Below are 23,961 nucleotides of genomic sequence, written 5' to 3'. Positions count from 1 at the left end.
CATCGAGGATGAGCTCGGTGGCGATGACGCCGTTGGTCACCGGCACCACCTTGGCGCGGCGGTTCATAGCCTTGACGGTAGCGATGACCCGCTCGGTCTCCTCCGCGTCGACGAGATCGGTCTTGGTAATCAAGATAAGGTCGGCGAACTCAACCTGGTCCACTAAAAGGTCCGCGATGGTCCGGTCATCTTCCGGAGTCGCTTCGATTCCCTGTGAGACAAGGCTGCGGCCGCGACGTAGCTGGTCTAAGAAGGTCGAAGCGTCGACGAGGAAGACCATCGTGTCGATGTTCGCGTAGTCCTGCAGCTTGAAGCCGTCTTCGAATTCCCACTCAAAAGTGGCGGCAACCGGCATCGGCTCCGGGATGCCGGTCGACTCAATGATGATCTGGTCATATTTGCCTGACCTTGCAAGGCGCGCAACCGAGTCGATGAGGTCCTCACGCAGTGTGCAACAGATGCAGCCGTTGGACAGCTCCACGAAACGGTCTTCGCCGCGTTCGAGGTGTCCCTCCTCTGCAACGAGCGCCGCGTCGATGTTGACCTCGGAGAAGTCGTTAACAATGACGGCTAGCTTGCGGCCTTCACGGTTGGCCAAAAGGTGATTGAGCACGGTGGTCTTGCCGCTGCCTAAGAATCCAGAAAGAACAGTTACGGGTGTAGTCATTCCGCAAATGATAATGGTTTTCAATTACGGAGACAACTACGACCTAACCGAAGACCCTCCGCGTGTAATCAGAACCAAAGCGCCACTGCGGGTCCAGTTCCTCACGCAGGGCACAGAACTCGTCGAAGCGCGGATACAGCGCGGAGAAGTCTGCCCGCGTCAAGGCGTTCATCTTGCCCCAGTGCGGGCGGCCGCCGGCAGCCTTCAGAATGGGTTCCACCTTTGGCATGTACTCGTATGGGTTTTTGAAACGCGGGACGTGGAACGCGATGTACATCGACTCGCGGCCGTTGGCGGTAGACAGCGCGACGTCGTCAGGTGCCGTGGTGCGTAGCTCCAGCGGGAAAGCAATCTGTCAGCCCTGTGCATCAATTAAACGTCGGATTTCTCGCACCGCTTCAGGCCCATCCGCCAGTGGTCGACTTCGCGGGAGTGCGGATGAGTGAGCGCCGCGGTCCGACTTTGACGCCACGCAGATGGGAAGCCCACCCGCACGCGTCACCATTTGTTCCGCGTTGAAGTCGAAAGCGGCAATGTCAATGACACCAAGAGGGGCAGCCGCCTCGCCGGCCCTGACGAGTGGCGCGATAGTTTCCCGGAGCTGCGGGCTCGGAATTTTTGAAAGCGTTGCCATAAAGTAATGCTACTCATACTCGCACCATGATTGCGATACATATCACAATCAATTTCTGGCACTATAGACTCCATGAAAACCTTCACTAGTGCTCATCTCCCGCCGCGCGTCTCTGATTTCCTGGCCACCAACCCGGTAGGCGACGTGCGCGGTTCCGGCGCTCAACACACAGCACTCATGCCGTTTACAGGCGAAGAGCTTTTCTCCTTCCCCACGGCCACGCCTGAGGACGTCGCCGCTGCCGTCACCACCGCACGGGCCGGGGTAGGCCAGGGCAATCGCGGGCGCATACTGCTCAAGCTCCACGACCTAATCCGGAAACATGAAGAGCTCATCCTCGACCTCATTCAGGCTGAGAACGGCAAGTCCCGCTCGCACGCCTACGACGAGGTGATGGATCTCTATAACTGCGCGCGCTTTTATGGCGTGAACATACGCAAGGCCTTTGGTCCGGAGCGACATCCCGGCGCGTTGCCGGTGCTCACCAAGACGCGCACCCAGCACTACCCACTGGGCGTCGTGGGGCTCATCTCCCCGTGGAACTATCCGCTTTCCTTGGGCGTGGGCGACGTTCTGGCGGCGCTTTCTGCTGGCAACTCTGTGGTTCACAAGCCTGATTCCCAGACCACGCTGACGGCAATCTTGGTCCGCCGGCTGGCGATTGAAGCCGGCCTACCAGAGGCTGCCTGGCAGCTAGTACCGGGCAACGGCGCGGAGGTGGGCGACGCCTTGATCCCCCTCGTCGACGGTCTTTCCTTTACCGGTTCCACCAAGGTGGGCAAGTCCATTGCTGCCCAGGCGGCCGGACGTCTCATCCCCACAATGTTGGAGCTCGGTGGTAAGAATCCAATGCTGGTGCTTGACGACGCCCCCCTTGAGCCCACCGCTCGCGGCGCCGTGCGCACGGCCTTCTCGTCCTCGGGCCAACTGTGTATGTCCGCCGAACGTGCCTACGTGCACACGGACATTTATAAGGACTTCCTCGTTGCGCTTAAAAAGGCCCTCGATAAACAGACTCTGGGCGCAGCGTTCTCCGATGCCGCAACTATCGGCTCCCTGACTTCGCAAAAGCAGCTCGACTCCGTCCAAGCTCATGTGCGCGACGCTGTGGACAAGGGCGCAACGATTGTCTACGGCGGAAAGCATCGCCCGGAACTCGGTCCGTTTTTCTTTGAGCCCACGGTGCTCACTGGGGTAACGCAGGAAATGGAGCTCTTCGCTAACGAGACCTTCGGCCCAGTGTTGGCTGTGTACGAGGTCGATTCTGATGCTGCTGCCATCCACGCAGCAAATGACACGAACTACGGCCTATGCGCCTCAGTGTGGTCGGGCAGCTCCCGCCACGGCTGGGAGGTTGCTTCCCAGCTGGAAGCCGGCATGGTCAATATCAACGAGGGCTTTGCCGCAGCATATGGTTCTATTGCCGCCCCGGGTGGCGGCGTAAAGGAGTCCGGCCTCAATCACCGCCACGGTATTACCGGCATGCGCTTGTGGGCAAATGAGCGCACCGTAGCCGAGCAAAAGCTGCACCCGCTGGCGCCCTCAGAGCTACTGCCGCCGCAGCGCTTCCAGAAGCTCATCACCACGGGCATGGCGGCCATGAAGGCGCTGCGCTTGTAGCAGCATCAAGAAAGTCCGAATAAAGTTTAAGCAATGCTCCATCTAACGCTGCCTGAACTTCGCGCCCGCCGCCTCATCGCCCAGGGCCTGGCCCCTTCGGCGGCGCGCCCAGCCACCACTTCACCGCTGGCTGCGGCCGAACACCTCATGGCAGTCCAAGGGCAGAACTATGCCGCGGGCGTGCGCGCGCTGGCCCTGCGCAGCACCCAAGGATCCGCAGCGCCAGACGATGCCGCAGTGCTCAACGCCATCGATGAGTTCCAGGTCGTGCGCTGTTGGCCGCAGCGCGGCACGGTCCACTTCATGCCTGCTGCCGACGTGCGTTGGATGTCCCGCCTGCTCTATCCCCGTGTCGCGCGCAGCCAGCAAGCCCGGCGCCCAGGGTTGGGCCTCGACGAAGACCTGTTTAACCGCGCACACGCCGCACTTCACGACGCCGCCCTTAAAAGCACGACGCCGACTCTAACCCGCGCCGAGGCCTACGAGATCTTCCGGTCAGTTGGCATCGCTCCGGATGGCGGCCGTGGATCGCACCTGCTGCGCGCATTCGGTGGCGCGGGCGACCTCGTCCAAGGACCGAAGCACGGCAAGCAGGAAACGTTCATGCACGTCGATGTCCTCCCCGTCGAGCAACGTCAACCGGAGGAGCCGCTCCGCGAGCTAGCACTGCGCTACGTCAATGGACATGGTCCGGTGAGTGCCGCCGACCTAGCTTGGTGGACCATGCTCGCCAAAGGCCAAGCAGCCAAGGCCCTCGAAAACTCCGGATTGGTGCGGGCTGAGCACGAGGGCGAAACCTTCTGGCTCAGCCCATGGCAGCAGGACGTGACCGCAGAGGAAATCTCGGTCGCATTGGCGCTGCGGCTCGAGCTTCCCGCCTTCGACGAATACTTGTTGGGCTACGCCAACAAGGAGTGGATTCTGCCCGATGAATTACGCCCAGATATTCTCACCAAGAACGGGCTTAGCTGGCCGTGGGTGATGGAAAACGGTATGGCCGTGGCTAGCCTGCGTGAACCCGCTTAAGGCATGCGCAAGATGCGGCGATGCACCGTGCCGGCGGGCTCGACGTGGATGAACACTTCGGCGCCTGAGAAAACCTCGTCGATGTTGTCCTCGATGCGATCCGCGATGTCGTGGGCCGCAAGAACTGTCCACTCGCCAGGCACGTCCATGGTGAGATAGACCAAGCGCTGGCGGCCCGATGCGATGGTACGACGGGACGTGAACAACACGTCGAATTCATCCTCAAGCTCAGCAAGTCGCGCATCAAGCTCAGCGTGCTCTTCCTTGGGCAAGGACTCGGAAAGCAGGCTGCTCAAGGATTCTTTGAGCAGCTTGTAACCGGTCCACAGGATGTTGATGCCCACTGCAAAAGCGACCATCGGATCGAGCCACAGCCAGTCCGTCAGGGCAACCAGCGCGATGCCCACGAGGACGCCAACAGAGGTCCACACGTCAGTCAGCAAGTGATGGCCGTCAGCTTGAAGCGTTGCCGAACGATATTTCTTGCCCGCTTTCAGCAACGCCAGACCGACAGCCAGATTAAGGACCGAAGCTAGCGTCGAAAGCGCCAAACCAATGCCTGGCTGTTCCAAAGGCTGGGGGTTGAGCAAGCGCAATGCAGAGGTATAAATGATGAGTGCTGCGGCGACGAAGATCATCGCGCCCTCTACCAACGCGGAAACATATTCGGCCTTGCCGTGGCCGAATTGGTGGTTCGCGTCAGCCGGCTTCGCAGCAATGCGAAGGGCGATGAAGCCCACTACTGCAGCAACGAGGTTGACTCCGGATTCCAAAGCGTCAGACAGGAAGCCGACGGAGCCAGTAAGCATGGCCGCAAGGACCTTTAAAACAATGGTGAGAACAGCCGTCGCGATGGACAGCTTCATGAAACGCTCAAGCAGGAGCTGCTCGGAAGGAAGTGCCATACAGATACCTTCGGTTAGTTTGGCGCCAACCGAGCATCCAACAACGGGGACAATCGGTCGACGTAGGAACTACGGACCGAAGGTCTCGCTCACTCACGAATTTCGCAAGCTGGGTGGCCGGGCGCAAAGGCACCAGTATGTCGACCATCCATCCGCCGCCATGGGAGGCCGCGGAGGAGCTACTCCCCTTCAGGAGTTTTTAGGTTAGCAAGCCGCCGAGTTGCCAACAACTCGGCGGCTCAAGCAATGCTGAGACTACAGCTTTAATCTCAGGCGAGCGCTAACCACCAATCTTGAAGTCGCAGACGTCGCCGTCCTGCATGATGTATTCCTTGCCTTCTTGACGGACCTTGCCCTCAGCACGGGCAGTGGCCATATCGCCGGCGGCATCCAGATCATCGAAGGAGACGATCTCAGCCTTAATGAACTTCTTTTCGAAGTCGGTGTGGATGACGCCTGCTGCGGCAGGAGCCGCCGCGCCCTGCTTGATGGTCCAAGCACGCGCTTCCTTCGGGCCTGCGGTCAGGTAGGTCTGCAAGCCGAGGGTGGCAAAACCTGCTTTAGCCAGAGTTGCCAGGCCAGGCTCGGTCTGGCCGACGGACTCGAGCAGTTCCATTGCCTCTTCCTCGTCGAGCTCAAGCAGCTCGGTCTCAGTCTGTGCATCGAGGAACACGCACTCTGCTGGGGCGACGAGCTCGGCGAGCTCGGCCTTCTTCGCGTCGTCGGTAAGCACTGCTTCATCGGAGTTGAACACGTACAGGAACGGCTTCGCCGTCATCAAGTGAAGCTCACGAACCAGTGCGAGGTCGATCTCGCCATTCTTGGAAGCGGCGAAGAGCGTGCGGTCATCCTCCAGGATTTCCTGTGCCTTCTTGGTGGCCTCGACGGTCTCAGCCAGCTCCTTGTTCTTGCGTGCTTCCTTCTCCAGTCGCGGCAAAGCCTTCTCGATGGTCTGCAGATCCGCCAGGATGAGCTCGGTGTTAATCACGGAAATATCGTGGGCGGGATCGACCTTGCCATCGACGTGGATGACATTGTCATCGGCAAAGGCGCGCACGACCTGGCAGATAGCATCTGCCTCACGGATGTTGGCAAGGAAGGCGTTACCCATGCCTTCACCCTTGGATGCGCCTTCGACGATTCCGGCGATGTCCACGAAGGACACGGTCGCCGGCAGGATGCGCTCGGAGCTAAAGATCTCCGCCAAGCGGTTAAGGCGGTGATCCGGTAACTCAACGAGGCCGACGTTCGGCTCGATGGTGGCGAACGGGTAGTTCGCTGCCAGAATGTCAGAACGGGTCAGGGCATTAAACAGCGTGGACTTGCCAACGTTAGGCAGGCCGACGATTCCAAGTGTAAGACTCACAGGGGCAATCCTAACGCACCCAAGGTTTTTTAAGGCAAGATGGTGGGGTGAGTTCTCATTCGCCTTCCTCATCATCCACGCCGCCATCCGGTCACCACTCGGATCCGGACCACGCTGGGCTCGGCGATCGTTTTGACGAGTCTGTTGATGCCGCAGCGCTTGACGACGTCTCCCCTCACCCACCCGGAGACCAAGTCGACCGTTCCGTTGTAGTCGGCGAGGTAATTAAGTCTGCTTCCCTATGGGCACTGCGCCTGTTCGTCATTTGTCTTTTCCTTTATGCGCTTTTCCGCATCGCCGGCAACCTCTGGCGCGGCATCCTGCCTATCCTGTTGGCTCTCATCATCTGCACAGTTTTGGCTCCGATCACCCGGTGGCTACGCCGCCACCATGTGCCAAGTTCGCTAGCAGCGGCGTTGACGATCTTGGTTTCCTTCAGCGCACTGGGCGCGCTGTTTCTTTTCATCGCGCCGAATTTCGTGCGGCAATCCCAAACGCTTTATTTGCAAACAGCCAACGGCATTCAGGCACTGCGCCTATGGGTCCAGCAGCCGCCGCTGAATCTCAATGAGGATCAGATCGGCACCTACATCGATGAGATCGCCGCCTGGGCACAAAAGCAGGCCGGCACCATTGCAGGATCCGTGTTCAACGGTATTGGGCAGGCAACCAACATCATCGTGACCTTGATGGTGGTTTTGGTCTTGACCTTCTTCTTCCTGAAGGACGGTCACCGCTTCCTGCCATGGCTGCGCGAAGCCACGGGCCGGCGCACCGGTTGGCATTTGACGGAACTGCTCACCCGAGGCTGGAACACACTGGGCGGTTTCGTGCGTGCCCAGGCGCTCGTATCGCTAGTCGACGCCATCTTCATCGGCATTGGCCTGGCCATCATCGGGGTCCCGCTGGCACTAACGCTGGCCATCATCACCTTCGTTGCGGGCTTTATTCCTTTCGTTGGCGCTATCGTCGCGGGCGCGCTTTCGGTGACCATCGCCTTGGTCTCCCTGGGAATCACCAAAGCACTGTTGGTCTTGGCGCTCGTGCTTTTGGTCCAGCAGCTTGAGGGCAACGTGCTCTCCCCCTGGTTGCAATCTAAGGCGATGAACCTGCACCCCGTCGTTGTGCTGACTTCCGTCACTGTGGGCTCTGCTCTCTTTAACCTCGTGGGTGCGTTCTTGGCTGTGCCAGCGGCCGCGATGTTCGCTGTGGCGTATCGCTACTTTCAGGACATGATGATGCTGCAGTCTGGCGAGAAAACCGCAGAGGATATGCATTTTGCCACGGTGGCAGGCTTCCTCATTGGCCGCTATACCCAAGAGCAGGGCGATCATAAGCGGAAGGCCTGGTTGGCGATGCCGGACCACGCCGCCCCGGAGGCCGTACCTGCCGATGTTGCTAATCACGGCAATAGTCCGCACCTCGACGCCGCGGTCGATATGGATGCCCGCCCTACTGGTAAGGGCGAGGGAGAAGCACCTGCTTCCCGCGGCACGCAGATGCGCGTTGTTCGAGGTGGCGTGCAAAAGGCTATGTCGCGCGTCGAACATCTGTTGCATCCACGCCGCGAAGATTAGGCCAAGACAAACGGCAATGTCCGGAGCACGTGCTTAGGTGGTGGCTATGTCTACCACCTTGCCCGTGCTTTTGTTATTTCTAGGTCTTTTCATCGGCGCCATTTTGGGCTGGCTGCTGCGCGAATACCGCAGCAATTCCACGCGCCCCAGCGATGAGCATCGCGCGCTACAGGAATCGCAACGCCGGCAAGCGGAGCTTGCGCCTTTAGAGAAAGCTATGGACCGCTTGGGATTCAAACTGCAGGAATTAGAGGAAGACCGCGCCACTGCCCTAGCAGCATTATCAAGTCAAGTCCAGGCAGTTACCCGGACTTCATCCAGGCTGACAGATCGCACTGACAAGCTCGTGGGCGCTCTGCGTTCCCCAAACGTCCGCGGCCGCTGGGGCGAGATGCAACTAGAACGCGTCGTGGAAATCGGCGGCATGACCAAACACGTGGATTTCGATTCCCAGGTAACAGCAACACTCAACGGAAAATCCGTACGCCCCGACCTCGTAGTGCATCTAGCAGGTGGGCGCAACATCGCTGTCGATGCCAAAGTGCCGTTTTCTTCTTATTTGGACGCAATGGACACCGAAGATCCAGAGGAGCACGCAGGTTACCTCCGCCGGCACGCACACCTGTTACGCAACCATGTTCAAGCGCTCTCCCATCGCGATTACATTGAGGCCTTCTCTCCCACTCCTGAGTTCGTAGTGCTCTTCGTCCCGGCGGATCCGTTCCTAGACGCCGCATTGAGCATCGATCCTGAGCTGCTCGAGTTCGCCTTCGGGCGCAACATCGTCATCGCCACGCCAAGCACACTTTTTGCGCTCCTGCGCACTGTGGCGCTGGGATGGCGGCACGAAGACATTTCAGAGAAGGCACGCGAGGTGCAACGTCTTGGCCGCGAGCTCTATGCGCGGCTAGGCACTCTCAACGAGCACTATGAGAAAGTCGGTCGCAGCCTTGAAAAAGCAGTCGAAGCATTCAACTCCAGTCTCGGCTCCTTGGATTTACGAGTGGGGGTTACTGCACGCAGGCTCTACGAGCTGGAGATCCCAGCACGCACCGATAAAAAACCGGTCTCCCCGCACCCCATCGAGGCAGAACCGCGGCACCTACGCTTTGGGGAATAGCTGCATTTACCTCCTTCACGGAAATAAATTTCGCCACATTCGGGCGAAGAAATACCGATAAGCCCAGCCAACGCTGTAGAATCTTCCGGCGTGTCACTTGCCAAAAATCGAAACCACCGAGCCGCGCGTGAAACCTCCGCCGCTGCGCATGAGCTGCCGCTAGCCAAGGGTCTCCTTGGCCTAGTAGCCACGTTCGTCGTAGCCGCACTGATCACGATTGCCGTGGGTTCGATTGGTTGGCTATTCTTCATCATCTCCGCGGCCGGTGCGCTGGCAGTCACCTGCTTCGCCCGCCTGCGCAGCTTGTACCTCCTAGTTGTCAGCATTCCAGTTCTGTTTACGGTCGCGATTGTGTTGACCTCCTGGGTGCTGTCCATTCAAGCCGCGCCAAAAGGCGCATCGCCGTTTTCGACCACGTCCCTGCTATCCGCAGCGTTCCCTTTCATCGAGCGTTTCCCCTGGTTGCTCATCGTATTTTTATTGTGCGCTACCCTTGCCGTGGTCCGTCTATGGCGACACAAGAACGTGGCTCGAACCCGCGACGCCAAGGCACAGGTTGCCCGTCGCGCGGAGCAAGAAACCAATGAGCGCACTACCAACGAGCGTCTTTCCGTTGCCGAGCTTATAGCTCGTAACCGCCGTGAAGCAGAAGGCTCAGGTGAAGCACTTCCCCAGAGTTCGCCGCGCCGCCGTACCCGTGCCCGCGAGTTGGACCGTGAAGTTCGTCGCCGCCGCCAGGCTGAAGAACGCGAGCAGCAAGCCCGAGAGCGCGTGGAAAAGAGCCGTTCAAGCAGTGAGGAGCTCAAGCGCGCACACGAAGAGCGCGTGGCTCAAGCACGCTCCTACCGCGAGGCGCGTGAGGCCCGCGAGCGGGGTACCACAGCTAATTCGGCGGAGTACGACGATTCCGACTTCGCACCGCGCCGCCCCGACCCCGCACGCCGTGCTGGCGATGTAGGTGAATCCCGCGAAGCCGAAACCACCAAGCCTTATGCGTCCAAGGCAAAGCCAAAGTCCTCGTTCTTGGAAGACAATCTCTACGACGAAGACTAGTTCACCGCGCAAACCAGCTCGAATACTAGCTATCAATAAAGCACCCAGGGCAGCCATTTACTGATCTGAGTGCTTTTCTTTTGTTGTGGCTTAGGAGGGCCCCTTAAGCCTTTGGGGCCTGCGACGTGCGCGCCGGACGCAGCTCACGTGGCAGAGAGAACTGGATAGTCTCGGTGGAAGTGGTAACTTGCTCAACGTTGCTGTAACCACGCTCGTCGAGGAACTCGAGCACCTCGCGCACGAGCAGCTCAGGTACAGAAGCACCACAGGTAACACCGACGGTCTCGACGCCTTCGAGCCACGCCTCATCGATCTCGCGGGCGAAGTCGACGAGGTGGGAAGCCTTGGCTCCTGCCTCTAGCGCCACCTCAACTAGGCGCACGGAGTTCGAGGAATTCTTCGAGCCCACCACAATCATCAAATCGCACTTCGGAGCAATATTCTTCACCGACTCCTGGCGGTTCTGGGTGGCGTAGCAGATGTCGTCTGAAGGCGGATTCTCGAGGTGCGGAAAGCGCTCGCGCAGCTTATTCACAATAGTGATGGTCTCATCCACCGAGAGGGTGGTCTGGGATAGCCAGATGAGCTTTTCATCTTGCAAGGACTCAGGCAGCTTGTCGACGCCCTCGATGCCATCGACCAAGTGGGTGACCTCAGGAGCCTCGCCGGCGGTGCCTTCGACCTCTTCGTGGCCTTCGTGGCCCACCAACAAGATGTGGTAGCCATCTCGCTGGAAACGGCGCGCCTCGTTATGCACCTTGGTCACCAGCGGGCAAGTTGCGTCAAGGGTCAGCTGCTTGCGGCCTTCAGCCTCCTCACGCACCGCCGGAGCGATACCGTGTGCGGAAAAGACAAGGTGCGCGCCCTCGGGCGCTTCGGATGCTTCCTCGACGAAAATGACGCCGCGCTCAGCTAGCGATTCCACGACGTAGCGGTTGTGGACAATCTGCTTGCGCACGTAAATCGGTGCGCCGTACTTCTCAAGTGCCTTCTCCACGGTCTCAACTGCGCGATCAACACCGGCACAATAACCGCGCGGTGCTGCCAGGAGAACGTTCTTGCCAGTCTCAGTCATGCTTTCCAGCGTATCTAAAACTGCTTTGAAACAGTAGATTGGGCCGCTTTGCAAAGGCAATGGGTGGCCTATTTCTGGCGTGGACAGCAATGTGACTTCGCTCGAACTTTCCCTGGCCCGCTGACCTTTAAATTTGCCCAAGCTGGCTGACCCCGAAGACCACATGTCCGGGCTGGGCAATAGACTAAGTGGCAATCCACTGCTGCATAGAAAGGCTGCTTTGTGAATCAACCAGCAAACTCTGCGGAGACGCCCTGGCCCGTAAGCCAGGTCAATGACCAGGTCAAGGGCTGGATCGAGCGTCTCGGGTTCTTGTGGGTCGAAGGCCAATTAACCCAGATCAACGTCAAGCGCTCTTGGAAACTTTCCTACCTCACTTTGCGCGACGTCGAGCAGGAAAAGTCCGTGCAGCTAACGTGCCCTACTGACATGGTCTTGAAAATGCCCACGCCTTTAAAAGACGGTGACCGCGTGGTGGTCTACGGCAAGCCCGCCTTTTATGCCGGCCGCGGCTCCTTTTCATTGTGGACCACTGAGATTCGCCACGTCGGCGTCGGTGATTTGCTAGCACGCATTGAGATGCTGCGCCAACAGCTTGCTGCTGAAGGGCTCTTCGATCCTTCGCGCAAGTTGGCGCTGCCCTACCTACCTAACAAGGTAGGGCTTATCACCGGCCGCGGCTCCGCTGCTGAACGTGACGTGCTAGCCGTGGCAAAGGACCGTTGGCCGGCAGTGCAATTCCGCGTCATTAATACCGCGGTGCAGGGAGCGAACACCGTTCCAGAGGTTATCAACGCGTTGGAAACCCTCGACGAGGATCCAGAAGTAGACGTCATCATCATCGCCCGTGGCGGCGGTTCTGTCGAAGACCTTCTTCCTTTCTCCGAAGAGGCTCTACAGCGCGCAGTTGCCAGCGCACGCACTCCGGTGGTCTCTGCTATTGGCCATGAGCCAGACAATCCAGTGCTCGACAATATTGCAGACCTCCGCGCCGCCACTCCTACTGACGCCGCAAAACGAGTAGTGCCATCAGTTGCTGAGGAATACGCATTGGTGGATGAAGCGCGTTCCCGCATGGCAGCTGCACTGCGTGGTTGGGTCGAAAGGGAAAGGCGCGGGCTGGAAAATATTCGTTCACGCCCCGTGCTTGCGGATCCAATGACGCCGATCAACGCACGCCGTGATGAGCTTGAGCGCTCCCGCGCGTTGATGAAGCGCGAGGTCACCTACTTGCTCGAGCGGGAAAGGAACAAGGTCACTGCCCTGCGCGCACAGGTCTCGGCTCTCGGCCCGTCGGCCACCTTGGAACGCGGCTATGCCATCGTCCAAGTCGTGCCGCGTGATGGCTCGGGCCCAGAGGTTGTGACTTCCTACGAGCAATCACCACCCGGCTCGCAGTTGCGTATCCGCGTCGGTGATGGCTCGATTACCGCAGCGGCAATGGCTGCCAAACCGGCTGACTAACAAACTTCAGTAATCATTCAGTGCTAAAGCGCTTAAGAAGATATAGACCCGAAGCCAAAGACTTAACTAAAGGAGCAGACATGAACGAGACAATCGGTACCGGTACTCCCGGCCAGGACGCATTCCCGCCAGTAGAGGAACTTACCTACGAGCAGGCTCGCGATGAGCTCATTGAAACCGTCAAAATTCTTGAGCTCGGCCAGATGGGCCTCGACGAGTCTCTGAAGTACTGGGAGCGCGGTGAAGCGCTGGCAAAGGCCTGTGAGGCCCACCTTGACGGCGCTGCGCGTCGTGTCGAAAAGGCACTAGATAGTGCCGATAACTCTGAAGATGCCACAGACGCAGAAAGCGCATCATCCAACGAAGGAGAGTACTAATGCAGATTTACGGCTACCCAGGTGAGCGCGTGGACTTCGTATCAAAGTCCGGTTCTGCCGGTTCCCTGCTCTTTGGAGATCCACGCCATCTTGCAGAGGAGTTTTTCGGCACGCCACATACGGCAAGCACGGATGAAATCTCCTATTACTCTGGCTCCATCGTGCTGTGCTTTAAAGAAGGCCGTCTCCGCGAGGTAAAAATCTACCCGCAGAACTCCAAGCGCGAACGAGTCGACGTCTACGTTGCTAAGCAGCGCCTGAGCGGCCTAGACGAAGAAACCCTCGCCCAAACGGTAGAAACCGCGGGCGAGGGTGTCCAGGTCGAGTTTGCAGACGGCCTTTACTCAGCCACCTTCAGCTAAGGCTGCTGCGAGGTCGGTGCTGAAGCACCGTCCTCCTGCGCACCAGCTTCGGCTGCCCCGTCCTCATTCACGTGCAGAACCGGTGCCTTGGCGAATGCCTCGATGGTGGTCTCGTAATCCGCTTCAGAGGCGGAGCCGGACAATACCAGGCGGGAGTCGCCTAAATCTGTGATCCATAGTGGACGAACATTAGCGTCGTCGCTTTCTAGGATCTTGACCTTCTTGCCAGCAACCTCACGCTCGGATTCGTTGGCACGGTAGTTGGAGTCATAGCCTTTCTCCGCCTCTTCAATAGAGACTTGGGTCTGCGTAGACTCCACATAGCCTTCATCAGCAGTCAGCCAGCTCACCACGGAGGCGTTCTCCCCCGCCACAGCGGAGCGACGCGCGGCAGTAGGCGCCCAGCCTTCGGGCATCTGTGGGTTACGGATTACTGCCTCCGTAGCGCGTGCTTCCATCTCTAGGAACGTCGTGGCATCGACATCCTGGACAGGCCCCTTCTTTGTCTCCGGGTTCACGCTACACAAGCCGGTAGCTCCTACAACAAGGAGCATGGCGATGACGGTCACGCCGAGAGACAAAATAATGTCCCGGGCGCCCTCAAAAATCTTGGGTTTCTCTTCTGCTGCCACGCGACCAGTATTCCACGTACCCAAGCGCACAACGAAAAGCCGGGGCGAACTCAAATTCTTGTGCTGCGAATTTTCTACTTCACTGCCCCCGGGATCGGGCAAAGCCCTCAATCGGGGGCACCAACCTGCCTAAAAATCCATTCAAAAGTGCAAGAATAGGAAACAGTGCCCTGGAAGGTTCCAGCGGCGAGACAGAAAGAGAATGGAAGGCAGCCTAAACACATGTCCGAAAACACTTCTTACATGCCAGATCGCAACCTCGCTATGGAGCTGGTTCGCGTCACTGAGGCCGCAGCTTTGGCCTCCGGCCGCTGGGTAGGCCGTGGCAAGAAGAATGAGGGCGATGGCGCAGCTGTGGATGCAATGCGCAAGCTCATCAACTCCGTCGCAATGAACGGCGTTGTGGTCATCGGCGAGGGCGAAAAGGACGAAGCCCCGATGCTGTTCAACGGCGAAGAAGTGGGCACCGGCGAGGGCGCTGCAATGGACATCGCAGTTGACCCGGTCGACGGAACCCGCCTGATGGCAGAGGGCCGTCCGAACGCTATTTCCGTCATCGCTGCCGCAGAGCGTGGCACCATGTATGACCCGTCCGCCGTCTTCTACATGAACAAGATTGCTGTCGGCCCAGCTGGCGTCGGCGCAATCGACATCAACCAGTCCGTTGAGTGGAACATCAACTCCGTCGCTAAGAAGCTCGGCATCAAGGCTGCCGACCTCACCGTCGTTGTACTGGACCGCCCGCGCCACCAGGACCTTATCGATCAGATCCGCGCTGCCGGCGCAAAGGTTCGCCTCATCATGGACGGCGACGTCGCAGGCGCAATCGCTACTTGCCAAGATTCCAACTCCATCGACATGATGATGGGCGTCGGCGGCACCCCTGAGGGCATCATCACCGCTTGCGCTATGAAGTGCATGGGCGGCGAAATCCAAGGCAAGCTATGGCCGAAGGATGAGGAAGAAGCCGAAAAGGCTCGTCAGGCTGGCCACGACTTGGACCGCGTTCTGAGCACTGACGATCTGGTTTCCTCCGATAACTGCTACTTCGCTGCTACCGGCGTTACCAACGGTGACATGCTGCGCGGTGTTTCCTACCGTGCAAACGGCGCCACTACCCGTTCCCTGGTTATGCGCTCCAAGTCCGGCACCATCCGCTACATCGATTCCGTACACAAGCTGGCCAAGCTGCAGGAGTACTCCGTTATTGATTACTCCAACGCAGCGGATGCCTAAAGGTTTTTAAAGCCCCGCTTTTGCATTTGGTGCACGCCCTTTTCAGCATGGACGTGCACCTTGCACATTCGCACGCCATTTAGTCCATACTGGTTTTAGTGAGGCGTGACTTCCAGCACCATTATGGTGCCGGTTGATACAAATCTTATTATTGCGTTTACTGCCGGAAGAGACACGTTAGTCCGACTCCCTCCCGACACAATCGCTAAATGAACATCTTTATTCAACACATAATTTTGAGGTGGATTTCATGACTGAGTACCGCATTGAACACGACACCATGGGTGAAGTGAAGGTTCCTGTTGATGCTCTGTGGCGCGCACAGACCCAGCGTGCTGTAGAAAACTTCCCGATTTCCGGCCGCGGGCTTGAGGCCACTCAGATTCGCGCTTTGGGCCTGCTGAAGGCAGCTTGCGCACAGGTCAACAAGGATTCCGGCACGCTCGATGCGGACAAGGCTGACGCAATCATCGCTGCAGCGAAGGAAATCGCTGAAGGCAAACACGACGATGCTTTCCCAATCGACGTCTTCCAGACCGGCTCTGGCACCTCCTCCAACATGAACACCAACGAGGTCATCGCCTCGATCGCCCACAACAACGGCGTAGAGATTCACCCCAATGACCACGTGAACATGGGCCAGTCCTCCAACGACACCTTCCCTACCGCAACCCACGTTGCGGCCACCGAGGCAGCTGTCAACGACCTCATCCCAGGCCTGAAGGTGCTGCACGAGTCCCTGAGCGCCAAGGCCAAGGAATTCGCGGACGTCGTTAAGTCCGGCCGCACCCACCTGATGGACGCAACCCCGATCACCCTAGGCCAGGAGTTCGGTGGCTACGCACGCCAGATCGAGCTCGGTATCGAGCGCATCGAGGCCACCCTGCCACGCCTGGGCGAGCTGGCTATCGGCGGCACCGCAACCGGCACCGGCCTGAACACCTCCGCTGACTTCGGCGCAAAGGTCACCGAAGAGCTCAAGAAGCTCACCGGCGTTGATCAGCTCAAGGAAGCAGAAAACCACTTCGAAGCTCAGGCGGCGCGCGACGGACTCGTTGAGTTCTCCGGCGCAATGCGCACCGTTGCGGTATCCCTGAACAAGATTGCTAACGATATCCGCATGATGGGCTCCGGTCCACTGACCGGCCTGGCAGAAATCCACCTGAAGGATCTGCAGCCGGGTTCCTCCATCATGCCGGGCAAGGTTAACCCGGTTCTGTGCGAGGCAGCCACCATGGTTTCCGCACAGGTCATCGGAAACGACGCTGCCGTTGCATTCGGCGGCGCCAACGGCCACTTCGAGCTGAACGTGTTCATCCCGGTCATGGCGCGCAACGTCCTTGAGTCCGCTCGCCTGCTGGCTAACGTCTCCCGCGTCTTCGCTGAGAAGTGCGTCGACGGCATCGAGGCTAACGAGGAGCGTATGAAGAAGTTCGCTGAGTCCTCTACCTCCATCGTTACCCCGCTGAACTCCAAGATCGGCTACGAGAATGCAGCGAAGGCTGCTAAGCACGCACTGCACGAGAAGATCACCGTCCGCGAGGCCGTCATTGACCTGGGCTTCGTCGACGGCGAGAACCTCACCGAGGAAGAGCTGGATGAGCGCCTCAACGTCTTGTCCATGACCAACCGCGAGCGTGACAGCTTCTAAGCTTTCCACCTAGCGGTACTTTCAAGCAGTACTTTTTAGCCTCCCACTGCCTTGCCGCTCGGGCACCCACCCGAGTGCATGACAGCGGGAGGCTTTTCGCTACCCCAAAAGCATTTGTGACCAAGCGCACTGAAGGTACCTCAGGGACTCAAAAATCACGAAGTTTGCACTTGGTGCAAACTTGCACCGGGTGTAATGTTGCACAGCGTGCAAGAAGAAATGTCACTACGCGAGCAGAAGCGACTCAAGACGCGACTGCGTATCGAAGACGCCGCCACTTCCCTAGTGGACAAGCGAGGCTTCGCCGCAGTCACCATTGAGGAGATCTGCGAAAAAGCCGGGATTTCAAGGCGCACATTCTTTAACTACTTCGATTCCAAAGACTCCGCAGTCTTAGGCGCCCCTAGCGCACTATTTTCCCAAGACCAACGAGCATATTTCCTTGACACTCCAACTGAAAACCTCCTGCGTTTGACCGTGGAACTCGTCATTTCCCATTTGGACGGGCACCACGCCGACAAAACAATTGCAGCAAGGCGGCGCCGCATAGCAAGCGACCCAGATGCTGCCGCGGCGTCGTTTAGCCGCAAACGCGCAAAGTCAACCGAGATTGCAGAACTCATTACGCTTCGCCTCAAGCAAGAACCGCAGCTCCAGCTCATGCCAGAAGTTGCGCCAGAGACAGAAGCATTACTCATCGGAGCCACCGTTAGAGAAGCGCTTTGGATTGCCACCGCTTCCCCCGAAATCAGCTGCGAACAACCATTTGAGCAAAAGTTCAATGATGCACTCGCACTCGTTATCACTTTCACGAAAGGACTAAAATGGTAGATACCGCCAAGTCGCCGACGAACAACGTCGGCGAGGCGCAGCCAGCGCAAGCTGGCGGAAACGAAAAGAAAGAAAACAACGTAGCTCTCGTTTTCTCCGCTCTCGTTCTCACCATGTTGATGAGCTCCTTGGGCCAAATGATTTTCTCTACGGCCCTGCCCACTATTGTGGGCGAGCTTGGCGGCGTCGACCACATGAGCTGGGTTATCTCCGCTTTCTTGGTCACCATGACCATCGCTATGCCAATCTCTGGCAAGCTGGGCGACATGATGGGCCGCAAGTGGCTCTACATCGGCGGCATCGCAGTCTTCGTCGTCGGCTCTGCCATCGGTGGCTTTGCAAATGACATGAACTGGCTCATTTTGGGCCGCGCTGTTCAGGGTTTCGGCGCTGGCTTCATGATGATTTCCTCCCAGTCCATCATCGCGGAGGTCACCACTGCTCGTGAGCGCGGCAAGTTCATGGGCATCATGGGCGGCGTCTTTGGCCTTTCTTCCGTTCTGGGCCCAGTCCTCGGCGGCTGGTTCACCGACGGCCCGGGCTGGCGCTGGGGTCTGTGGATTAATATTCCACTTGGTCTGCTCGCCATTACCGTGTGCACCATCGTGCTGCACCTGCGCGTTGGCGATACTGACCTGCGTAAGTTCGACGCTCTTGGCGCTACTTTCATCGCTATCACCACCGCTTCCCTCATCCTCATGACTACTTGGGGCGGCACGCAGTACGAGTGGTCTGACCCAATCATCATTGGCTTGGGCATCACCGTTGTCGTCGGCGCTATTATCACCGTGCTCGTCGAGGCAAAGGCCAAGGAGCCGCTGATTCCGGTTCACCTTTTTAAGAACCGCAACATGGTTCTGACCACCGCAGCCGGTACTGTCCTCGGTCTGGCAATGTTCGGTGTGCTTGGATACATGCCAACCTACCTGCAGATGGTTCATACGTTGACCCCAACCAAGGCGGGCCTCATGATGATTCCGATGATGGTAGGCCTCATCGGCACCTCGACTGCCGTTGGCTTCATCATCGCCCGCACGGGCCACTACAAGATTTACCCAATCATCGGCCTTATCATCACCGCTGGTGCTTTGTTCTGGATGTCCAAGCTGACCATGGATACGACCCTGGTTCAGCTCGGTGCTGAGTTCTTCGTCTTCGGCGTGGGCCTGGGTTTTGTGCAGCAGGTTCTGGTTCTCATCGTGCAAAACTCCTTCCCTATCGCGCTGGTCGGTACCGCAACGGCTGCCAACAACTTCTTCCGCCAGATTGGTTCCGCAGTTGGTGCTTCCCTCGTTGGATCCCTGTTCATCCACAACATGAAGGATGAGATGGCAGCCAACATGCCAGCTGCAATCAAGGCCATGGGCCCTGAGGGCGCGCAGTACGCTGAGCAGTTCGCTTCCGCAACGGGCGGTTCTTCCCGCCTGACCCCGAACATGGTTGCGCACCTTCCGGATGCAATTCAGTCCGTCATCCTCAACGCCTACAACGATGGCCTCACCCCAGTCATCCTGCTGATGGTTCCTATGGCCATCGTTGCCCTTCTTTTGGTTCTTCCCGTCACGGAAGAGCACCTTAAGGAAGAGATCTCTTAAATATCACTCACCAGACAAAGAATCGAAGGCTACTAGCGAGGAGCGCTGTGAGCTCCAGTCCCGCATTGCGCTAGACGACGCCACCATAGAGAACAACCTTGTCTATCCCCTCGGGCTTGCTCAAGGAAGTCTTGGCTCTAAATGTTAACTCGGTCGACGTGTGGCGCACTCGCGACTATCTGGTCGCACTCGCTGAGAAAGAAGGAATTGAAATTCCAGCTTTTATCCGCCTTTTGCTCTATCTCTCAGGGTTCCATCATCAATGATACCGGCGGCAATTGTCAGCATAGAAAATTCCCGGTCTGAAATAGGAAGCGATTTCAGACCGGGAGTTCTCTTATATCTTCAGCAATTGCGCCAACCTCAACGCCGCGACATTGACGAGGTCATGAGGACAATAATGCGCGGTACATTCCCCGCCGCCGAGTTTTTCTAGCTCTATTGCCTAGCTAAAAGTCCTAGCTCTTGTTGCCTCGCGCCCGCTCATCGGGCTTCGGAAGCAGTAGCTCGTAGACGTCGGTGTCGCGCCACTGACCAGCCATCTCGCCGTAGGTCATCTTCGCTATGTGGGAGTAGGTAGCGACCTTGACGAAGCCGCGAGACTTATGCAGGCCTGCGGAACCCTGGTTTTCTGGGAAGATCCACGCGTGGATTGCCCACTTGTGGAGGTCCTTGCAGGTTTCGATGAGCTTATCGAGCAGGGCACCGGCGATGCCACGGCCTTGAGCCTCCGCGCTGATGTAGATGGAATCTTCCACCACACCATGGAAGACTGAGCGGGAGGAAATCTGCGCTGCAGAAACCCAGCCCAATACCTTGGAATCATCGTCTTCCTCAACCGCAACGAAGACCGAGGACATGATCTTTGCACGGGTAAACTGCTCCAGCGTCAAAGAACGCGTTTCAAACGTGGCGTGACCGGTGTTTAGGCCCTCTTCATAAATTGTCCGCATCTGGGGATAGTCGGCCGTGACAAAAGGCCGAATCTTAAAGTTCTTCGCGGGTTTGTTTTCTGCCATGTGATTCATTATTACAAGACAACCACCTGTACGGCTATATAAACCGGAAGAAGTTAGCTAGCCGCGATCGAGGAAGACGGTTTAACCTTAAGCCTCGCTTTCGAGTAAGTCCGTGACAAGCTCGGCGATTGCGGAACGCTCTGAGCGCTGGAGGGTCACGTGTGCAAATAGCTCATGCCCTTTGAGCTTTTCAATGACAGCCTGCACACCGTCATGGCGGCCCACGCGCAGATTGTCACGCTGGGCGACGTCGTGCGTCAACACCACGCGCGAGCCCTTGCCCAACCGAGACAGGACGGTGAGCAAGACGTTGCGCTCAAGCGACTGCGCTTCATCGACGATGACGAAGGAATCATGCAAGCTCCGACCACGGATGTGGGTCAGTGGCAGAACCTCAAGGAGGCCGCGGTCATGGACTTCCTCCATGACGTTCTCAGAGACAAGGCCTTCGAGGGTATCGAAGACGGCCTGGGCCCATGGATTCATCTTCTCGGACTCGCTACCTGGAAGGTATCCCAGCGACTGCCCACCCACTGCATACATAGGGCGGAAAACCACGATGCGGCGGTGCTCACCGCGCTCCAGGACCGCTTCAAGGCCCGCGCACAGCGCCAGCGCAGACTTACCAGTGCCGGCACGGCCGCCCAGGGACATGATGCCCACGGAGGGATCTGACAAAAGGTCAAGTGCCACGCGCTGCTCCGCGGAGCGGCCCTGCAGTCCAAACGCGTTGACGTCACCGCGTACGAGCTGGATGGTGCCCTCCGCCGTCATGCGGCCAAGCGCGGACTGCCCTGCCGCGTCCAGCTTGATGCCGCAGTGAACTGGAAGCTCTTCGATAGCAGTGCCATCTTCAGTCAGTACGCCGTCTACCATGACTTCCCCATCACGGTAGAGAGCATCGATGACTTCAGCAGAAGTATGAACCACAGCCATGCCGGTATAACCGGTTAGAACTACGTCCTGCGCGTGGTACTCGTCGGCTTGCAAGCCAACTGCACCAGCCTTGACACGCAGTGGGACATCCTTAGTCACAAGCACGGTGTCTTTGCCCTCGTGCGCCAGGTTGAGTGCGCAAGCGAGAATGCGGTGGTCACCTTCGGACCCCCGGAAGGAAGATGGCAGCAAAGACTGATCCTGATGATTTAGCTCAACGCGTAAGGTTCCGCCCTCAACGTTGACCGGAACTGCCTGGTCTAGACCGTCGTATGCACCACGCAGGTCCTCCAAAAAGCGAAGAGCTTGGCGGGCGAACCAGCCAAGCTCAGGGTGATGACGTTTTCCTTCCAATTCGGAGATGACGACGATGGGAAGGATGACCTCGTGCTCTGCGAACTTGCGCAGGGCCCATGGGTCAGAAAGGAGGACGGAGGTATCAATAACGTAGGTCTTGGTGGCCACTGCACTGGGGCTCATAGGCTCGGTCAGAACAGAAGGATTGGACATGATTGCGGGGTTCTCCCTTTAGATCGTGTTGCTTGATCTCTTCCCAAGCTAAGCGCCAAAGGTTGAAATTACATGGGTGAAAGATGAACATTGCGAAAACGCAAGGTTCATACCAGCCAAAAGCTCGTGAATTGGTACTGCAACCATGAGGACCACCAGTGATCACAAAAGCCGGCTAGGTAGAAACCTAGCCGGCTTTATTAAATTAGCGAGATTTACTCAACGGTAGCCTCGTACTTACCGGACTCACCCTTCATCCACTTGATGGTGCCGTTGGTGAACTCCTGAACCCAGCCGTTACCTTCAGCCTGCTCTGGAGCGGTAGGCAGGCCAACCTTGTTTGCCAGGCCGCCCTCGCCCTTCCAGGTCTCAGCGATCTTGCCGATGATTGGTTGTGCGCCGGACTCCTCGTTGAAGGCAATCAGCTTGTCCTCAGCGAAGGTAGCCAGGGAACCATTCTCGGAGTTTTCTACATCCTGAACGTCGCCCCACTCAGCGGACTTCTCATCGATTGCGGAAGCCAGAGCGGCCGGAACCTCAACCTCGCCAGCCGGGGTGTTGATCTTCTTCATCTCACCGGAAGCTGCGCCGTCCTTGGAATCATCGGAGCTCATCTTGTCGGAAGCATCAGCGGAAGTATCGCCGGCCTTGTCCTTGGCATCGTTGGCAGCGTCGCCAGCCTTGTCGGTAGCCTCGCCAGCCTTATCCTTGGCGTCATTAGCTGCGTCGCCGGCCTTGTCGGTTGCCTGGCTTGCTGCGTCCTTTGCGGCATCGCCAGCCTTGTTTGCTGCATCCTCAGCGTCGGAGCAAGCAACAACTGCCAGGGACAGGGAAGCTGCGGTCAGGCCAGCGGCGAGACGACGGGAAATCTTGTTCATGATTAGTAATCCTTTTCTAAAAATGTCAATTGCTTCTGCTGCTTCTGCCTTGCGGCAACTCAATCAACGCTATACACGGATCACTCACAGCAGCCACCCAGTTTTCAACAATTTAGGCGGAAAATATCCTTATTTGCGTCGTTTTCCCCGCTGAGAGGATTTCTTACTTTTGGGTAACGGTTTGGTTTTTCGGCCTTGATCAGCCCGCTTGTTACCGGACCGTGACCTAGGACTTGTCGTTTTCTGGGCACTTTGCTGGCCTTTTCCTTGGCCACCTTGGCCCTTGGCCGCGGCTTCCCGGCGCGCTTGCTTCGCCTTAGTTTTCTCGCGGGAGCTAAGCTTCACGGCAGTACCGCGGGAGGAGTTTTTGGTTCGTCCTTTAGCTACCCCGACGAATGCTTGGATGTCCTCGCCGTCGCGGTCCTTACGCCAGACCAAAGCAATGGCAGTGCGCGCCACTGTCGGATCGTTGAACGCCAAAGGCACTACTTGCTTTTTGCTGAGCACCTTCAGCAATGGGCGCGGGGCAATGACAATACCGACGTTGGCGCCCACCACCTGAAGACCTGTACGCACTGCTTCGACGTCGACCTTGGCGTCGTCGCCAATGCGGTAGTTCAGATGCTCCTCAGAAACGTCGGAGGGCTCAATCTCTTCGCCTACTTCTGCATAAACAGAATCCTTGGGAACGGCAATTCCCGGGGCTTCTTCATATAGACGCACTAGATGGAAGGAATCATCGATGCGCGGATCCGCGCCCTCTGCGGGGATTCGGGTCAAGGCAAGATCGGCTTCGCCTCCTAGCAAAATTGCAAGAGCATCGTCGGCGTCTAAAGTGACTAGCTCCCCATAATCCGGGTTGGAGCGGTATCGTTCAAACCATTTTCCTGGTTCGGTGCCCGTGGCAAAAACTAGTCGCAGCATGCAGCCAATAGTACTGTCTTGCTTGCTCAGTACTAGTTCCTGCACTTTATGGGCAGTGACCCCTACCCCGCCGTGCTGCTACCGTAGGGAGAGTGAATGAGATGAATAAACAGCCTTCTGGCACCGCGATGCGTGCGCAAACCGCAGCGAAGAAGCTCGGCATCTACTTGCCCGCTACCCCGGAGGAATTCCAGAACTCCGCTGTCAGCCATGCAGAGCTACGCGAGCTGCAAGACAACCCACCACAGTGGTTGGTCGACCTGCGCCTGAACGGCCCACACCCACGCCCCATCGTGGCACAGAAGCTCGGTATCTCCGTTACTTCTCTAAAAAAGAACGAATTTGACCGCCCGATGACCACTCCAGAGATCAAGGAACTCTTGGCAGAAATGCCGGAGTGGCTGTCTGCTGCGCGCAAGGCACATGCCGAAAACCGTGACGGCAATGGGCAGCCTGCTTCTGAAGACTCTCCTGCTAACGAGTCTTAAATCTTAAGGCCCTAG

At 57.9% G+C, this 23,961-nt stretch carries 23 protein-coding genes; 13 read left to right on the top strand and 10 right to left on the bottom strand.

Translation table 11 applies throughout. The features are described from left to right. Both HMPREF2935_RS12780 and HMPREF2935_RS13610 read right to left on the bottom strand, forming a co-directional pair. Positions 1-667: GTP-binding protein (locus HMPREF2935_RS12780; RefSeq protein WP_141756045.1), on the bottom strand; the 667-nt coding region annotated here is incomplete at its 3' end. Positions 668-710: 43 nt separating this feature from the next. Continuing rightward, the gene (locus HMPREF2935_RS13610) at positions 711-1,007 is read right to left on the bottom strand and encodes a D-arabinono-1,4-lactone oxidase (RefSeq protein WP_256380783.1); all 297 of its coding nucleotides are present in this window, start codon (positions 1,005-1,007) and stop codon (positions 711-713) included. Positions 1,008-1,373: 366 nt separating this feature from the next. On the opposite strand from HMPREF2935_RS13610, the gene HMPREF2935_RS08720 reads away from it, so the two are divergent. Beyond that, positions 1,374-2,921 (top strand): succinic semialdehyde dehydrogenase, encoded by a 1,548-nt coding sequence (locus HMPREF2935_RS08720; RefSeq protein ID WP_070732830.1) that lies wholly within the window; start codon positions 1,374-1,376, stop codon positions 2,919-2,921. Positions 2,922-2,954: 33 nt separating this feature from the next. Further along, the gene (locus tag HMPREF2935_RS08715; RefSeq protein WP_070496836.1) at positions 2,955-3,947 is read left to right on the top strand and encodes a winged helix DNA-binding domain-containing protein; all 993 of its coding nucleotides are present in this window, start codon (positions 2,955-2,957) and stop codon (positions 3,945-3,947) included. Here HMPREF2935_RS08715 and HMPREF2935_RS08710 read toward each other — a convergent pair. Both HMPREF2935_RS08710 and ychF read right to left on the bottom strand, forming a co-directional pair. Next, on the bottom strand, positions 3,944-4,852 hold the full coding sequence (locus tag HMPREF2935_RS08710) for a cation diffusion facilitator family transporter (protein ID WP_070732828.1): 909 nt from the start codon (positions 4,850-4,852) through the stop codon (positions 3,944-3,946). The two genes, HMPREF2935_RS08715 and HMPREF2935_RS08710, sit on opposite strands and share 4 nt — an antisense overlap. Before the next feature lie 280 nt (positions 4,853-5,132). Beyond that, on the bottom strand, positions 5,133-6,218 hold the full coding sequence (gene ychF / locus HMPREF2935_RS08705) for a redox-regulated ATPase YchF (RefSeq protein WP_061921651.1): 1,086 nt from the start codon (positions 6,216-6,218) through the stop codon (positions 5,133-5,135). A 47-nt stretch (positions 6,219-6,265) separates the two neighbouring features. Between ychF and HMPREF2935_RS08700 the strand changes: the two genes are divergently transcribed. From HMPREF2935_RS08700 to HMPREF2935_RS08690, 3 genes are all read left to right on the top strand, one after another. Beyond that, complete coding sequence (locus tag HMPREF2935_RS08700; RefSeq protein WP_070518691.1) at positions 6,266-7,795, top strand: AI-2E family transporter; 1,530 nt, start codon at positions 6,266-6,268, stop codon at positions 7,793-7,795. A 46-nt stretch (positions 7,796-7,841) separates the two neighbouring features. Further along, a complete protein-coding gene (locus tag HMPREF2935_RS08695; protein WP_070518692.1) occupies positions 7,842-8,915 on the top strand; it encodes a DNA recombination protein RmuC in 1,074 nt (357 codons plus the stop codon). A 90-nt stretch (positions 8,916-9,005) separates the two neighbouring features. Then, the gene (locus HMPREF2935_RS08690) at positions 9,006-9,968 is read left to right on the top strand and encodes a DUF6542 domain-containing protein (protein WP_070732825.1); all 963 of its coding nucleotides are present in this window, start codon (positions 9,006-9,008) and stop codon (positions 9,966-9,968) included. Between the two features lie 103 nt (positions 9,969-10,071). Here HMPREF2935_RS08690 and HMPREF2935_RS08685 read toward each other — a convergent pair whose 3' ends face one another. Continuing rightward, entirely contained in the window at positions 10,072-11,043 is a 972-nt protein-coding gene (locus HMPREF2935_RS08685; protein WP_062035508.1) for a 4-hydroxy-3-methylbut-2-enyl diphosphate reductase, read from the bottom strand. Between the two features lie 222 nt (positions 11,044-11,265). On the opposite strand from HMPREF2935_RS08685, the gene xseA reads away from it, so the two are divergent. The 3 genes from xseA (at position 11,266) to HMPREF2935_RS08670 (ending at position 13,246) form a co-directional block, all read left to right on the top strand. Continuing rightward, positions 11,266-12,507 (top strand): exodeoxyribonuclease VII large subunit, encoded by a 1,242-nt coding sequence (gene xseA, locus HMPREF2935_RS08680; protein WP_061921636.1) that lies wholly within the window; start codon positions 11,266-11,268, stop codon positions 12,505-12,507. A gap of 80 nt (positions 12,508-12,587) precedes the next feature. Beyond that, the gene (locus tag HMPREF2935_RS08675) at positions 12,588-12,884 is read left to right on the top strand and encodes an exodeoxyribonuclease VII small subunit (protein ID WP_062035510.1); all 297 of its coding nucleotides are present in this window, start codon (positions 12,588-12,590) and stop codon (positions 12,882-12,884) included. After that, positions 12,884-13,246, top strand: coding sequence for a hypothetical protein (locus tag HMPREF2935_RS08670; protein ID WP_061921631.1), 363 nt, complete (start codon positions 12,884-12,886; stop codon positions 13,244-13,246). Before HMPREF2935_RS08675 ends, HMPREF2935_RS08670 begins: the two co-directional genes overlap by 1 nt. Here the strand turns inward: HMPREF2935_RS08670 and HMPREF2935_RS08665 are convergent. Then, positions 13,243-13,878: a DUF4245 domain-containing protein gene (locus tag HMPREF2935_RS08665; RefSeq protein ID WP_062035511.1), complete on the bottom strand. Its 636-nt coding sequence runs from the start codon at positions 13,876-13,878 to the stop codon at positions 13,243-13,245. The two genes, HMPREF2935_RS08670 and HMPREF2935_RS08665, sit on opposite strands and share 4 nt — an antisense overlap. Before the next feature lie 222 nt (positions 13,879-14,100). On the opposite strand from HMPREF2935_RS08665, the gene glpX reads away from it, so the two are divergent. From glpX to HMPREF2935_RS08645, 4 genes are all read left to right on the top strand, one after another. Continuing rightward, positions 14,101-15,114, top strand: a complete 1,014-nt coding sequence (gene glpX, locus HMPREF2935_RS08660; RefSeq protein ID WP_070433420.1) for a class II fructose-bisphosphatase — start codon at positions 14,101-14,103, stop codon at positions 15,112-15,114. A gap of 250 nt (positions 15,115-15,364) precedes the next feature. Then, on the top strand, positions 15,365-16,765 hold the full coding sequence (locus tag HMPREF2935_RS08655) for a class II fumarate hydratase (RefSeq protein WP_062041387.1): 1,401 nt from the start codon (positions 15,365-15,367) through the stop codon (positions 16,763-16,765). Between the two features lie 207 nt (positions 16,766-16,972). Continuing rightward, complete coding sequence (locus HMPREF2935_RS08650; protein WP_061921879.1) at positions 16,973-17,596, top strand: TetR family transcriptional regulator; 624 nt, start codon at positions 16,973-16,975, stop codon at positions 17,594-17,596. Further along, on the top strand, positions 17,590-19,191 hold the full coding sequence (locus HMPREF2935_RS08645) for an MDR family MFS transporter (protein ID WP_070732823.1): 1,602 nt from the start codon (positions 17,590-17,592) through the stop codon (positions 19,189-19,191). Before HMPREF2935_RS08650 ends, HMPREF2935_RS08645 begins: the two co-directional genes overlap by 7 nt. A 458-nt stretch (positions 19,192-19,649) precedes the next feature. Here HMPREF2935_RS08645 and HMPREF2935_RS08640 read toward each other — a convergent pair whose 3' ends face one another. The 4 genes from HMPREF2935_RS08640 to HMPREF2935_RS08625 form a co-directional block, all read right to left on the bottom strand. Beyond that, entirely contained in the window at positions 19,650-20,210 is a 561-nt protein-coding gene (locus HMPREF2935_RS08640; protein WP_210400739.1) for a GNAT family N-acetyltransferase, read from the bottom strand. Between the two features lie 87 nt (positions 20,211-20,297). Then, positions 20,298-21,656, bottom strand: coding sequence for a PhoH family protein (locus HMPREF2935_RS08635; protein ID WP_070732818.1), 1,359 nt, complete (start codon positions 21,654-21,656; stop codon positions 20,298-20,300). Positions 21,657-21,871: 215 nt separating this feature from the next. After that, positions 21,872-22,534, bottom strand: coding sequence for an LGFP repeat-containing protein (locus HMPREF2935_RS08630; RefSeq protein ID WP_070732817.1), 663 nt, complete (start codon positions 22,532-22,534; stop codon positions 21,872-21,874). A gap of 129 nt (positions 22,535-22,663) precedes the next feature. Next, positions 22,664-23,458 carry a LysR family transcriptional regulator substrate-binding protein gene (locus tag HMPREF2935_RS08625; protein ID WP_070732814.1) on the bottom strand — a complete coding sequence of 265 codons (795 nt, stop codon included), beginning with the start codon at positions 23,456-23,458 and terminating at the stop codon, positions 22,664-22,666. A gap of 101 nt (positions 23,459-23,559) precedes the next feature. Here HMPREF2935_RS08625 and HMPREF2935_RS08620 point away from each other — a divergent pair, with 101 nt between their 5' ends. Continuing rightward, a complete protein-coding gene (locus HMPREF2935_RS08620) occupies positions 23,560-23,946 on the top strand; it encodes a DUF5997 family protein (protein WP_282439967.1) in 387 nt (128 codons plus the stop codon). Positions 23,947-23,961: the final 15 nt, after the last annotated feature.

The sequence above is a fragment of the Corynebacterium sp. HMSC076D02 genome (genome assembly GCF_001813815.1).
In the GTDB taxonomy this organism is placed as follows: Bacteria; Actinomycetota; Actinomycetes; order Mycobacteriales; family Mycobacteriaceae; genus Corynebacterium; species Corynebacterium simulans.
Note: the sequence above shows the minus strand (reverse complement) of the source record. Positions and strands in the feature narration are given on the sequence as shown.

Excerpts from the sequence above, each read along its gene's own strand:
- HMPREF2935_RS08720 (WP_070732830.1), top strand. The coding sequence starts at position 1,374 with ATGAAAACCTTCACTAGTGCTCATCTCCCGCCGCGCGTCTCTGATTTC.
- HMPREF2935_RS08715 (WP_070496836.1), top strand. The coding sequence starts at position 2,955 with ATGCTCCATCTAACGCTGCCTGAACTTCGCGCCCGCCGCCTCATCGCC.
- HMPREF2935_RS08710 (WP_070732828.1), bottom strand. The coding sequence starts at position 4,852 with ATGGCACTTCCTTCCGAGCAGCTCCTGCTTGAGCGTTTCATGAAGCTG.
- HMPREF2935_RS08695 (WP_070518692.1), top strand. The coding sequence starts at position 7,842 with ATGTCTACCACCTTGCCCGTGCTTTTGTTATTTCTAGGTCTTTTCATC.
- HMPREF2935_RS08685 (WP_062035508.1), bottom strand. The coding sequence starts at position 11,043 with ATGACTGAGACTGGCAAGAACGTTCTCCTGGCAGCACCGCGCGGTTAT.
- HMPREF2935_RS08675 (WP_062035510.1), top strand. The coding sequence starts at position 12,588 with ATGAACGAGACAATCGGTACCGGTACTCCCGGCCAGGACGCATTCCCG.
- HMPREF2935_RS08670 (WP_061921631.1), top strand. The coding sequence starts at position 12,884 with ATGCAGATTTACGGCTACCCAGGTGAGCGCGTGGACTTCGTATCAAAG.
- glpX (WP_070433420.1), top strand. The coding sequence starts at position 14,101 with ATGTCCGAAAACACTTCTTACATGCCAGATCGCAACCTCGCTATGGAG.
- HMPREF2935_RS08655 (WP_062041387.1), top strand. The coding sequence starts at position 15,365 with ATGACTGAGTACCGCATTGAACACGACACCATGGGTGAAGTGAAGGTT.
- HMPREF2935_RS08645 (WP_070732823.1), top strand. The coding sequence starts at position 17,590 with ATGGTAGATACCGCCAAGTCGCCGACGAACAACGTCGGCGAGGCGCAG.
- HMPREF2935_RS08640 (WP_210400739.1), bottom strand. The coding sequence starts at position 20,210 with ATGGCAGAAAACAAACCCGCGAAGAACTTTAAGATTCGGCCTTTTGTC.
- HMPREF2935_RS08635 (WP_070732818.1), bottom strand. The coding sequence starts at position 21,656 with ATGTCCAATCCTTCTGTTCTGACCGAGCCTATGAGCCCCAGTGCAGTG.
- HMPREF2935_RS08630 (WP_070732817.1), bottom strand. The coding sequence starts at position 22,534 with ATGAACAAGATTTCCCGTCGTCTCGCCGCTGGCCTGACCGCAGCTTCC.
- HMPREF2935_RS08625 (WP_070732814.1), bottom strand. The coding sequence starts at position 23,458 with ATGCTGCGACTAGTTTTTGCCACGGGCACCGAACCAGGAAAATGGTTT.
- HMPREF2935_RS08620 (WP_282439967.1), top strand. The coding sequence starts at position 23,560 with ATGAATAAACAGCCTTCTGGCACCGCGATGCGTGCGCAAACCGCAGCG.